We start from the raw sequence: 11406 nt of genomic DNA, 5'->3' as shown, positions 1-11406 counted from the left end.
CTCCCCCCCCCACCCCCCCCCCCCCTCCCCCCCCCCCCCCCCCCCTCCCCCCCCCCCCCCCCCCCCCCCCCCCCCCCCCCCCCCCCCCCCCCCCCCCGCCGCCGTCCGGGCCACCGGACGCCCAGACCCCGCGGCGCCTCAGCCGCCGCGCGAGGGCTGCCAGGCCCCGCAGCGCCGCCGCCCGCCGCGAGAGGGCGCCGGGCGCGTTCGACCAGGCATGGCACGCTCTCGGCGGCCGGCACCGAGTAGTCCGGACGCCGATGTGCGCCGCCCGGCTCGCGGCCCGAACCGACTAGTCCGGTTGCCGATGCGCCAGCCGGAGTCCGGTCCGTACGGGCACGTCGACGTGCGCCGGCCGGGTTTCCACCGGCACCGAGCTGTCCGGGCACCGGCCGAGGGTCGGGCACGCCGACGTACGCCGACCAGTCCCGACCAGTCCCGGCCGGTCCGGGCGGTCCGGGCGCGCCGACGTGCGCCGACCAGTCCCGGCCGGTCCGGCCGGTCCGGGCACGCCGACGTACGCCGACCAGTCCCGGCCGCTCCGGGCCGTCCGGGCGTGCCGACGTGCGCCGCCCGGCTCGCGGCCTGCACCGGGCCGTCAGGGTGCCTAGGTACGCCGACCATGTCCCGGCCGGGACACGCCCGCCCCGCGCAGCGCCCCCTCAGCGACGCCCCGTCGCCGTGCCCTCCACTGCGAAGAGCTGCTCCTCGACGTGGTCCAGGGCCAGTCGGAGCGCGCCCGTGGCCACTGCCGCCTCGCCCAGCATCGACAGGGCCACGCGTGGGGGGCGGAGGCAGAAGCGGGCCAGTTCGTCGCGGAGGGGCTGGAGGACGCCGTCCAGGCCCGCCGCCCAGCCGCCGATCACGACCAGTTCCGGGTCGAGCGCGAGGACCAGCGCCGCCACGTCGTGGACCAGGCGCTGGGTGAAGCGCTCCACCGCCGCCTCCGCACGGGCGTCGCCCCCGCGGGCCAGGGCGAAGACCTCGGCCACCGCCTGCTCGTCCAGCGGATGGAGCGGCTCGTCCGTGGTCGAGAGCAGGTGCTCGGGGGTGACCCCGCGGCCAAGCAGGTGCAGCGCGCCGATCTCGCCCGCCGCCCCGCCGTACCCGCGGTGCAGGCGACCGCCGATCAGGGAGCCCGCGCCAGGGCTCAGCCCGGCCAGGACGAAGACGATGTCGTCGGAGTCGGTCGCCGCGCCCTTCCAGTGCTCCGCGACCGCCGCCGCGTTCGCGTCGTTCTCCACAAGGACCGGGCACTTGAACGACCGTCGCAGCCGCTCCCCGAGCGCCAGGCCGGTCCACCCGGGCAGCGCCGTGCCGAGCCGCACCGTGCCGTCCGCCTCGACGATCCCGGGCGTGCCGACGCCGACCGCCCGCAGATTCGACCGCGCGACCCCGGCCCTGCGCAGCACGTCCGCGACGACCGCGCGGACCCGCTCCAGGCGCTCGTCCGCCGGAGCCGTCTCCGAGACCTCACGGGACCCCGCGCCGATGATCCGGCCGTCCAGGCCCGAGAGCAGCGCGGCGACCCGGTGCGGGCCGATCTCGATGCCCAGCAGATGCCCGGCCTCCGCCCGGAAGCGGAACCTCCGGGCCGGCCGGCCCTGCCGCCTCGCCTCGCCCTCCTCGGGCGCCGCCTCGACGACGAGACCTCCGACGATGAGCCCTTCGACGACGCCCTCGACGGTCGGCCGGGACAGGCCCGTGATCCGCGTCAGGTCCGTGAGCGTGAGCGCGTCGGCGCCCCGCAGTGCATGGAGTACCACCGCGGAATTGATCCGCCGCAGCAGCGACGGATCTCCGCCGGTCAGCCGCCCCACCGTGTGTCCCTCCAGCCGGTACGCATGTGTGGCGGATCGTACTCGCTGGTCGGGGGCGCGGCGAAGGCCGACCACCGCTCCGTACGGATCAGCCCGGCGACACGAAGCCGGACTCGTACGCGGCGATCACCGCCTGGGTGCGGTCGCGGGCCCCCAACTTCCCCAGCACCGCGCTGACATGGGACTTGACGGTCTCCGTGCCGACGACGAGCTTGGCGGCGATCTCCGCGTTGGACAGCCCACGGGCCATCAGCCGGAGCACCGCCTCCTCCCGCTCGGTCAGCGCGGCCCGCTCCAGGGCCGCGCGTGCCTTGTTGCTGCCGTACTCGGCGGCCAGCGAACGGACCGCGGCGGGGAACAGCAGCGACTCGCCCTCGGCGATCAGCCGCACCGCGTGGACGATCTCGGCCGGCCGGGCGCGCTTCAGCAGGAACCCGTCGGCGCCCGCGCGCAGCGCCTCGTACACGTACTCGTCGTTCTCGAAGGTCGTCACCACGAGGATCTTCGGCGGATCCGCCACCGTGCGCAGCACGACGCGGCTCGCCTCGATGCCGTCCATCAAGGGCATCCGCACGTCCATGGCGACCACATCGGGCCGCAGCCGCCGCACGAGCGGCACCACCGAGGCGCCGTCGGAGGCCTCGCCCACCACCTCGATATCGGGCTGTGCCTCAAGAACGGCGCGCAGGCCGGCGCGGACGAGAGGCTCGTCGTCGACCAGGAGAACAGTTACCGGCATCGGATCAGCGTATGCCGTCCAGCGGCAGGCTCGCGTGGACCAGCCATTGACCGTCGTACGGACCGGTCTTGGCCTTCCCGCCGAGGAGCGCGGCGCGCTCCCGGATCCCCCGCAGGCCACTGCCACTGCCCGGAGCACCGGTCGCTTCGCTCAGCGCATTGGCCACCTCCAGCTCCAGCCAGCCGTCCGCGACGGCCATCCGCACCCGGACCGGGACGGGGCCGGAATGACGCAGCACGTTGGTGAGCGACTCCTGGACGATGCGGTAGCTCTCACGTGACACCGGCCCCGGAACGGTCGGCAGCGGCCCGGACACCTCGACGTCGACCTGCGCTCCCGAGGCACGGGCCGAATCGAACAGACGGTCCACCTCCGCGAGCGTCGGCCGCCCGCCGACCGGAGTCCGCTGCTCCCGCAGGACACGGAGCACCCGCTCCAGGTCCTCCAGCGCCTCCCGCCCGGTCTCCTCGATCGCGGCCAGCGCCCGGTCCGTGAACTCCGGGTCCTTCGCCGCCCGCGCGGCCCCCGCCTGGACGACGGCCACCGTCAGGGCGTGCCCGATGGAGTCGTGCAGCTCGCGCGCGATCCGATTGCGCTCCAGGAGCTGCTCGGTACGCTCCTCCAGGGCCTCCAGCCGCTCCTTGGCGGACGGCCCGAGCAGCCGGCGGGCGATCACCGTGACCAGGTTCCCAAGCCCGACGACGCCGGCGAGCATGACCACGAGTGGCAGCGGCGCGAGCAGCGCGAACCACCCATGGGGCTCCACTCCGTTCATGACGGGGTTGTCCGTCACCCGCCCGCCCGCCGCCACGAGGACCAGGTCGTAGCTGAGCAGCGGGAGCCAGACGCTCACGACCAACGTGACCGCGGACAGCACCAGCCGGGCCTCCAGCCAGAGCACGGTCCGCCATCGGTCTCCCCACGTCGCGGAGCGTGCGGCGGCGAACGACGCCTGGGCCTCCTCCCGTTCGGCGAGGGGCAGCAGCAGCATCTGGGCCTGCACGCCCTCCCCGAGGCGCATCGCCGGGATCAGCCCGACCGGCAGGAGCAGCAGCATCGGTACGTACGGCATCTCCATGTCGATGAAGAGCCACACGGCGATCAGCGCGACAGGGATGCACAGATGGAGCCAGCGGGTGTACGTGACCGAGCGGGTGAGCGGTCGGAGAAGGTGGAGCATGCCGCCCATCGTCCCAGGCGGCCGGGGGCCGGCGGCTCCCCCGCACGGGGGAGACGATCTCCACGGGCGGGGGAGGACCGGCACCCGGCGCTCGGGCCACTGTGGAGCCATGACCAGCATCGACGTCCACGAGCTCACCAAGGAGTACGGCCGCAGGCGGGCCGTCGACCATCTCACCTTCAGCGTGCGGCCCGGCCGCGTCACCGGCTTCCTCGGCCCCAACGGCGCCGGCAAGTCCACCACCATGCGCCTCGTCCTCGGCCTGGACCGGCCGACCTCCGGCACCGCGACCGTCGGCGGCCGGCGCTACGCGGAGTTCGACGCGCCGCTGCGCCGGGTCGGCGCCCTGCTCGACGCTCAGGCCGCACACGGCGGCCGAACGGCCCGCGGCCATCTGCGACTTCTCGCCGTGAGCAACAGCATCCCGGCACGACGCGTGGACGAGGTCCTCGACGAAGCGGGCATCGCGAGCGTCGCGGACCGGCGGATCAAGACCTTCTCCCTCGGGATGCGACAGCGCCTCGGCATCGCCGCCGCCCTGCTGGGCGACCCGGAGGTGCTGATGCTGGACGAGCCGTCCAACGGCCTGGACCCGGAGGGCATCATCTGGATCCGGGAGCTGATGCGCCGCCTCGCACAGCAGGGCAGGACCGTCCTCGTCTCCAGCCACCTGATGAACGAGACCGCCTCCTTCGCCGATCACCTGGTGGTCCTCGGCCGGGGCCGTCTGCTCGCCGACACACCGATGCGGGACTTCATCGACTCACGTATCCGGCCGAAGGTGCGGCTGCGGACCACGGAGGGAAGCCGGCTGCGCGCCGCGCTGCTCGGCAAGGGCTTCGACCCTGTCCAGGCGGAGGACGGGCGTTGGACCGTCGAGGGCGCGCGCGTGACGGACATCGGACCCATCGCCGCACACGAGGGCATTCCGCTCCTCGAACTCGCCGACGAGGAAGCCACGCTGGAGCAGGCCTACCTCGACCTGACCACCGAGGCGACGCAGTTCACTTCCGGTCGCACCACCGTCCCCCAGGAGGCCTGAGCCATGTCGTTCCCCGCCGTTCTCCACTCCGAGTGGATCAAGGTCCGCTCGCTGCGCTCGCTCAGCGGTGCTCTCCTCGCGGTGTTCGTCGCGACGGCCGGTTTCTCCCTCCTCGTCACGGGGACGCTCGGCCGGCCCGAGCCCGGCAGCACCGACTTCGACCCGGTGCTCCTCTCGTACTACGGACTCAACTTCGGCCAGCTCGCGGCCACCACGTTCGGGGCCATGGCGATGGCCGGTGAGTACAAGAACAAGGGAATCCGGGTCTCGTTGGCCGCCGTGCCGCACCGCGGACGCTTCTACGCCGCCAAACTCGCCGCGATCGGCGGGCTGACGCTCGCGGTCGGCCTGGTCACGAGCATGATCTGCTTCTTCGCCGGACAGGCGCTCATGGACGAGGGCTTCGGCATCGGCATCACCGACCCCGGAGCGGCGCGCGCGGTGATCGGCTGCGCCCTCTACCTCGCGCTCGCCTCGGTCCTGGCGGCCGGGCTCTCGGCGGTGCTGCGCAGCGTCACAGGAGCGATGAGCCTGCTCGTACCGCTCTTTCTGATGCTGCCCTTCGTCATCGGCGACGTGTCCCAGGGGGGAGGCCTCGCCGACTTTCTCCCCGACCGGGCAGGACAGCAGATCCTGCTCCAGAACCCCTCCGGCACGCTGGGGCCTTGGAGCGGCATGGCCGTTCTGGTCGCCTGGGCCGCCCTCGCCGCCGGCGCGGGGTGGGTCTCCCTCCGTCGCCGCGACGCCTGACGGACCGCCAACTGTCAGAGGTGGCAGCTTTACTGGACGCATGAGCCTGGCACAGCATCTCGGCACCATCGACCGGCTGCGCGCCCGCCCTTTCCCTGCCACGTCCGAGAGGACCGAGGGAGGACACAGCGGCCCGGGCTACCACGTGGCGGAGTTAAGCAGAAGCGAGGAGTTCTGGGACGACGGCGGATCGCGGCGGGAGGAGGTCGCGGCGCAGTGGGAGGCCGAGCGGGACGCGCTGGCCCTGCTTCTCAGCGAGCGATGGGGGGACGCACAGACCTTCGCCCTCGGCTCGTTGCTCATCCGGGGGCAGGGGGGCGAGCGGATACCGGACCCGTGGGGCCTGCTCTGCGCTTCCGTCCCGGACGTCGACCTCTGGCGCGCGGACGGCCGGTGGATCGCCGTCGGTGTCTCGCAGTGGGACGAGGAGCTCGCCTTCGAGCTCCTCGCCTGCGTCACCGTGGTGGATCCGCCGTGATCCCCGGCCGACGGTCGGGCACCCCCGCCGCCTCGCGCAGCCGCGCGAACTCCTCGGCCATCGCCCCCACCGTCCAGTGCGCGTTCAGCCCGCTCGGATTGGGCAGCGCCCAGATCCGCGTCTCCCCGATCGTCCGCTCCTGCTCCCCGACGACCGCGCGCTTCTGCCCGAACGCCGTCCGGTACGCCGTGATGCCGACCACCGCCAGCCAACGCGGACGCAGCCGCTCCACCCGCTCCGTCAGCAGCCGGCCGCCCTCCCGGAACTCCTCGTCGCTCAGCTCGTCGGCCCGCGCCGTCGCCCGCGCCACCACGTTCGTGATGCCGAGACCGTACGAGAGCAACTCCTCCTGCTCCGCGGGCCTCAGCAGCCGCGGGGTGAAGCCGGAGAGTTCGAGCACCGGCCAGAACCGGTTGCCCGGGCGGGCGAAGTGGTGGCCTGTCGCCGCCGACATCAGACCCGGGTTGATCCCGCAGAAGAGGACCGAAAGGCCGCCCGCCACCACGTCGGGGACGACGCGGTCGCGGGCGGCCTGAAGCTCCTGCGGAGTGAACCGGGTCAGAGGATCGACCCGGGGGTGTACGCGGCGGCCTCGGGGTGCTGCTTGACGATCTCCTCGATACGGGAGACCACGGCGGCGACCTGGTCGGCGGCGGCGCCGGTGAACGACAGTTTGTCCGCCATCAGCGCGTCGAGCTGCGCGCGGTCCAGCGGGATCCGCTCGTCGGCGGCCAGCTTGTCGAGCAGCTCGTTGCGCTCGGCGCCCTGCTCGCGCATGGCGAGGGCCGAGGCGACGGCGTTCTCCTTGATGGCCTCGTGGGCGAGCTCGCGGCCGACACCGGCGCGGACGGCGCCCATCAGGACCTTCGTGGTGGCCAGGAACGGCAGGTACCGGTCCAGCTCGCGGGCGACGACGGCGGGGAACGCGCCGAACTCGTCGAGCACGGTCAGGAAGGTCTCCAGGAGGCCGTCCAGGGCGAAGAACGCGTCCGGCAGCGCGACCCGGCGAACCACCGAGCACGACACGTCGCCCTCGTTCCACTGGTCGCCCGCCAGCTCGCCGGTCATCGACGCGTAGCCGCGCAGGATGACCATGAGGCCGTTGACGCGCTCGCAGGAGCGGGTGTTCATCTTGTGCGGCATCGCGGACGAGCCGACCTGGCCGGGCTTGAAGCCCTCGGTGACCAGCTCGTGGCCGGCCATCAGCCGGATGGTCTTGGCGACCGAGGACGGCGCGGCGGCCAGCTGGACGAGCGCGGTGACCACGTCGTAGTCGAGCGAGCGCGGGTAGACCTGGCCGACCGAGGTGAAGGCGTGCGCGAAGCCGAGGTGACCGGCGATCCGGTTCTCCAGCTCGGCCAGCTTCCCGGCGTCGCCGCCGAGCAGGTCGAGCATGTCCTGGGCGGTGCCGACCGGGCCCTTGATGCCGCGCAGCGGGTAGCGGGCGAGGAGCTCCTCCAGGCGGCCGTAGGCGACGAGCAGTTCGTCGGCGGCCGTGGCGAAACGCTTGCCGAGGGTGGTGGCCTGGGCGGCGACGTTGTGGGAGCGGCCGGCCACGACGAGCTCGGCGTACTCGCCGGACAGCTTGCCGAGCCGGGCGAGGACAGCGACCGTACGGTCGCGCATCAGCTCCAGGGAGAGGCGGATCTGGAGCTGCTCGACGTTCTCGGTGAGGTCGCGCGAGGTCATGCCCTTGTGGACGTGCTCGTGACCGGCGAGGGCGTTGAACTCCTCGATCCGGGCCTTCACATCGTGCCGGGTGACCTTCTCGCGCTCGGCGATGGAGCCGAGGTCGACCTGGTCGAGCACGCGCTCGTAGTCGGCGAGGGCGGCGTCCGGAACCTCGATCCCGAGGTCCTTCTGGGCACGCAGCACGGCGAGCCACAGCCGGCGCTCCAGCTTCACCTTCTGCTCGGGGGACCAGAGGACGGCGAGCTCCGCGGAGGCGTAGCGGCCGGCCAGGACGTTGGGGATACGGGGCTTCGCAGTCACAGCAGTCACGTGACCGGATTCTACTGGCGATTTCTGCAGGCCAGCGCCACGGCCCGGTTCGTCTCTTGCTACGAGACGCCCGTCACCCCGGGGCCCGGCGGCTCGTACGGGAGCAGGTCGGGGCGCTTCGCAGGCCGCCCGTCGCCCGAGGAGCGGCCGGTCAGGCGCCGTCCTATCCACGGGCCGAGGTGCTCCCTGGCGAACCGCGCGTCCCCGATCCGGCGGGTCACCCAGGTCGGGGGCGCCGTCGGCGGCAGCGGTGTCCGCCAGTCGTCCTCCGGGGCCAGGCCCAGGGTCTGCCACACGGCCTCGGCCACCCGCCGGTGCCCCTCGTCGGTCAGATGGAGCCGGTCGACGTCCCACAGGCGCGGGTCGCCGAGCGCGGGCGCGCCGTACAGGTCGACCACCAGGGCGCCATGACGCGCGGCGAGCTCGTCGACGTACCCGAAGAGCTCCTCCATGCGCGGCCGGAAACGCTCCATGACCGGCCCGTTGCGGCCCGGGCTGCGCATCAGGACCAGCCGCCCGCAGGAGGGCGCCAGCTTCTCGACGGCCTCGGTGAGCAGGCCCCGTACCCGGCCCATGTCGACCTTCGGCCGCAGGGTGTCGTTCAGGCCACCGACCAGGGTCACCACGTCCGCCTTCATGGCGGCGGCCCGGTCCACCTGCTCCTCGACGATCTGGCCGATGAGCTTCCCGCGCACCGCGAGGTTCGCGTACCGGAAGTCGGGCGTACGGGCGGCCAGCCGGGCCGCGAGGAGGTCGGCCCATCCCCGGTACGTCCCGTCGGGCAGCCGGTCCGACATGCCCTCGGTGAAGCTGTCGCCGACGGCGACGAGGCTGGTGTAGGCGGCATTCATCTCCATGGCGGGAGCGATCATACCGTGCGGTATGCGCGCGCTCCGCGGGAGCCCGGGAGGGGACACCCGTGACACGACGGGGCCCCGCGGCGCTCTCCGCACCCCGGGGCCCCGGTACCCGCCGCGCTAGGCCGCCGGCCGTCCGACCAGTTCGCGGAGCACGTCCTCCATCGTGACCAGGCCGGCCAGCTTGCCGTCCTCGTCCAGGACCGCCGCCAGGTGCGTACGGCTGCGGCGCATCGCCGTCAGGACGTCGTCCATCGGCGTGGCCGCCCGGACGCGGGCGATCGGACGCATCGCCGAGACCGGGAAGGGCAGGTCCCTCGGTGTCACGTCCAGGGCGTCCTTCACATGCAGATAGCCCAGGATCCGGCGGCCCGCGTCGACCACCGGGAAGCGCGAGAAGCCCGATTCGGCGGAGAGCGCCTCCAACTCCTCGGGCGTCGTGTCGACCGCCGCGTACACGACCTTCTCCACCGGCATGACGACGTCCCGCACCGGTCGGCGCCCCAGCTCCAGGGCGTCGTGCAGCCGCTCCGCCGCGCGGTCGTCGAGCAGACCGGCCATGCCCGCGTCGGTCACCATCCGGGCCAGTTCGTCGTCCGAGAACGTCGCCGAGACCTCGTCCTTCACCTGAACCCGCAACAGCTTCAGAAGGCCGTTGGCGAAGGCGTTGATCGTGAAGATCACCGGGCGCAGCGCCCGGGTGAGCGCCACCAGCGGCGGGCCGAGGAGCAGCGCGGACCGCGTCGGCTCCGCCAGTGCGATGTTCTTCGGGACCATCTCGCCGAGCAGCATGTGCAGATAGGTCGCGAGCGACAGCGCGATCACGAACGAGATCGGGTGCACCAGGCCGTGCGGCACGCCGACCGCGTCGAAGACCGGTTCGAGCAGATGCGCGATCGCGGGCTCGGCGACGATGCCGAGCACCAGGGTGGACAGCGTGATGCCGAGCTGCGCCGCGGCGAGCAGCGCCGAGACGTGCTCGAGACCCCAGATGACGCTGCGCGCCCGCCGGTCCCCGGATTCGGCCGCGGGCTCGATCTGACTGCGGCGTACGGAGATCATGGCGAACTCCGCGCCGACGAAGAAGGCGTTCACGACCAGGGTCAGAAAGCCGATCAGCAGCTGGATCGCGGTCATCGGCCCGCCTCCCGGGTCTTGTCGGACGCATCCGCGGGCGGCGCGTGCATCAGCACCCGCGCGGCCCGGCGGCCGGAGGCGTCGACCACGTCGAGCTGCCAGCCGGCCAGGTCCACCCGGTCGCCGACCGACGGGATCCGGCCCAGTTCGTGGGCGATGACACCGGCCAGCGTCTCGTACGGACCGTCCGGCACCCGCAGGCCGATGGCCTCCAGCTGGTCGGTGCGGGCCGCGCCGTCGGCGGACCAGAGCTCGCGCCCGTCCGCGTCCGCGCCCGCCCGCGCAAGGTCGGGCGTCTCGTGGGGATCGTGCTCGTCACGCACCTCGCCGACGACCTCCTCGACGATGTCCTCCAGGGTCGCGACGCCGGCCGTGCCGCCGTACTCGTCGATGACGACGGCCATGGTCTGCTTGCCGGACAGCCGGTCCAGGAGCCGGTCCACGGTCAGCGTCTCCGGGACGAGCAGCGGCTCGCGCAGCATGTCCCCGATGCGCCGGCGGCGCCGCTCGTCGGCCGGTATCGCCAGGACGTCCTTGATGTGGGCGATGCCGACGACGGAGTCGAGGCTGCCGCGGTAGACGGGGAAGCGGGACAGACCGGTCGCGCGGGTCGCGTTGGCGACGTCCTCCGCCGTGGCCTGCACCTCGAGGGCGGTGACCTGGACCCGCGGGGTCATCACGTTCTCCGCGGTCAGCTCGGCCAGGTTGAGGGTCCGTACGAACAGCTCGGCGGTGTCCGCCTCCAGGGCGCCCTCCTTGGCGGAGTGGCGGGCCAGCGCCACCAGCTCCTTCGGGGAGCGGGCCGAGGCCAGCTCCTCGGTCGGCTCCATGCCGAGCCGGCGCAGGATCCGGTTGGCGGTGTTGTTGAGATGGCTGATGAACGGCTTGAACGCGGCGGTGAAGACCCGCATGGGGGTCGCAAGCCGCTTGGCGATGGCCAGCGGCGAGGAGATGGCCCAGTTCTTGGGGACCAGCTCGCCGACGACCATCAGGACGACGGTCGACAGCGCCGTACCGATGGCCAGGGCCACCGAGGAGGCGACCGAGGCGGAGAGACCGAGGGCCTCCATCGGGCCGCTGATCAGCTTGGCGATCGAGGGTTCGGCGAGCATGCCGACGATCAGGTTGGTGACCGTGATGCCGAGCTGCGCGCCGGAGAGCTGGAAGGTGAGCGACTTGACGGCCTTCAGGGCGCTCGCCGCGCCCCGCTCGCCCCGCTCCACGGCCCGTTCGAGCTCGGACCGCTCGACGGTCGTGAGCGAGAACTCGGCCGCGACGAAGGCACCGCACGCGAGCGCGAGCAGCAGCGCCACCACGAGCAGAAGCACTTCGATCATCGGTTCACCTCCGTTCCATGATCAGTCACGGACAGAGGGATCGCTCGGTTGGTACTGGGAGGCTC

The 11406-nt window shown here is 72.9% G+C and carries 11 protein-coding genes; 3 read left to right on the top strand and 8 right to left on the bottom strand.

The annotated features are described in order from the left end of the window. Positions 1-662 precede the first annotated feature (662 nt). The 3 genes from ACZ4VI_RS26740 to ACZ4VI_RS26730 form a co-directional block, all read right to left on the bottom strand. A complete protein-coding gene (locus ACZ4VI_RS26740) occupies positions 663-1820 on the bottom strand; it encodes an ROK family transcriptional regulator (protein ID WP_468003178.1) in 1158 nt (385 codons plus the stop codon). A gap of 88 nt (positions 1821-1908) precedes the next feature. Beyond that, positions 1909-2559: a response regulator transcription factor gene (locus ACZ4VI_RS26735; RefSeq protein WP_468003176.1), complete on the bottom strand. Its 651-nt coding sequence runs from the start codon at positions 2557-2559 to the stop codon at positions 1909-1911. Positions 2560-2563: 4 nt separating this feature from the next. Further along, positions 2564-3739, bottom strand: a complete 1176-nt coding sequence (locus tag ACZ4VI_RS26730; RefSeq protein WP_468003174.1) for a sensor histidine kinase — start codon at positions 3737-3739, stop codon at positions 2564-2566. Between the two features lie 109 nt (positions 3740-3848). On the opposite strand from ACZ4VI_RS26730, the gene ACZ4VI_RS26725 reads away from it, so the two are divergent. The 3 genes from ACZ4VI_RS26725 to ACZ4VI_RS26715 are packed head-to-tail and all read left to right on the top strand — an operon-like array spanning position 3849 to position 6009. Next, positions 3849-4781, top strand: a complete 933-nt coding sequence (locus ACZ4VI_RS26725; RefSeq protein WP_468003172.1) for an ABC transporter ATP-binding protein — start codon at positions 3849-3851, stop codon at positions 4779-4781. Positions 4782-4784: 3 nt separating this feature from the next. After that, positions 4785-5531 (top strand): ABC transporter permease, encoded by a 747-nt coding sequence (locus tag ACZ4VI_RS26720; protein WP_468003170.1) that lies wholly within the window; start codon positions 4785-4787, stop codon positions 5529-5531. A gap of 40 nt (positions 5532-5571) precedes the next feature. Beyond that, a complete protein-coding gene (locus ACZ4VI_RS26715; protein WP_468003169.1) occupies positions 5572-6009 on the top strand; it encodes a hypothetical protein in 438 nt (145 codons plus the stop codon). On the opposite strand, the gene mug is transcribed toward ACZ4VI_RS26715, so the two are convergent. The 5 genes from mug to ACZ4VI_RS26690 all read right to left on the bottom strand — a co-directional run bounded on the left by mug (position 5987) and on the right by ACZ4VI_RS26690 (position 11341). Continuing rightward, positions 5987-6571, bottom strand: coding sequence for a G/U mismatch-specific DNA glycosylase (gene mug, locus ACZ4VI_RS26710; protein WP_468003306.1), 585 nt, complete (start codon positions 6569-6571; stop codon positions 5987-5989). The genes ACZ4VI_RS26715 and mug overlap by 23 nt on opposite strands. After that, a complete protein-coding gene (purB, locus tag ACZ4VI_RS26705; RefSeq protein ID WP_468003167.1) occupies positions 6568-8010 on the bottom strand; it encodes an adenylosuccinate lyase in 1443 nt (480 codons plus the stop codon). Before purB ends, mug begins: the two co-directional genes overlap by 4 nt. 59 nt (positions 8011-8069) lie before the next feature. Next, positions 8070-8867, bottom strand: a complete 798-nt coding sequence (locus ACZ4VI_RS26700; protein ID WP_468003305.1) for an SGNH/GDSL hydrolase family protein — start codon at positions 8865-8867, stop codon at positions 8070-8072. A 120-nt stretch (positions 8868-8987) separates the two neighbouring features. Further along, on the bottom strand, positions 8988-10004 hold the full coding sequence (locus ACZ4VI_RS26695) for a hemolysin family protein (RefSeq protein ID WP_468003165.1): 1017 nt from the start codon (positions 10002-10004) through the stop codon (positions 8988-8990). Next, positions 10001-11341, bottom strand: a complete 1341-nt coding sequence (locus ACZ4VI_RS26690; protein ID WP_468003163.1) for a hemolysin family protein — start codon at positions 11339-11341, stop codon at positions 10001-10003. The genes ACZ4VI_RS26695 and ACZ4VI_RS26690 overlap by 4 nt, the downstream gene beginning before the upstream one ends. Positions 11342-11406 lie beyond the last annotated feature (65 nt).

This window comes from Streptomyces sp. NPDC029169 (assembly GCF_055563935.1).
The sequence above is the reverse complement of the archived record's forward strand: the minus strand, read 5'-3'. Positions and strand labels throughout refer to the sequence as shown.

Bases quoted from the DNA above. Each gene is read 5' to 3' on its own strand.
- ACZ4VI_RS26725 (WP_468003172.1), top strand. From the start codon at position 3,849: ATGACCAGCATCGACGTCCACGAGCTCACCAAGGAGTACGGCCGCAGG.
- ACZ4VI_RS26690 (WP_468003163.1), bottom strand. From the start codon at position 11,341: ATGATCGAAGTGCTTCTGCTCGTGGTGGCGCTGCTGCTCGCGCTCGCG.
- ACZ4VI_RS26700 (WP_468003305.1), bottom strand. From the start codon at position 8,867: ATGGAGATGAATGCCGCCTACACCAGCCTCGTCGCCGTCGGCGACAGC.
- ACZ4VI_RS26715 (WP_468003169.1), top strand. From the start codon at position 5,572: ATGAGCCTGGCACAGCATCTCGGCACCATCGACCGGCTGCGCGCCCGC.
- ACZ4VI_RS26720 (WP_468003170.1), top strand. From the start codon at position 4,785: ATGTCGTTCCCCGCCGTTCTCCACTCCGAGTGGATCAAGGTCCGCTCG.
- ACZ4VI_RS26730 (WP_468003174.1), bottom strand. From the start codon at position 3,739: ATGCTCCACCTTCTCCGACCGCTCACCCGCTCGGTCACGTACACCCGC.
- ACZ4VI_RS26735 (WP_468003176.1), bottom strand. From the start codon at position 2,559: ATGCCGGTAACTGTTCTCCTGGTCGACGACGAGCCTCTCGTCCGCGCC.
- ACZ4VI_RS26695 (WP_468003165.1), bottom strand. From the start codon at position 10,004: ATGACCGCGATCCAGCTGCTGATCGGCTTTCTGACCCTGGTCGTGAAC.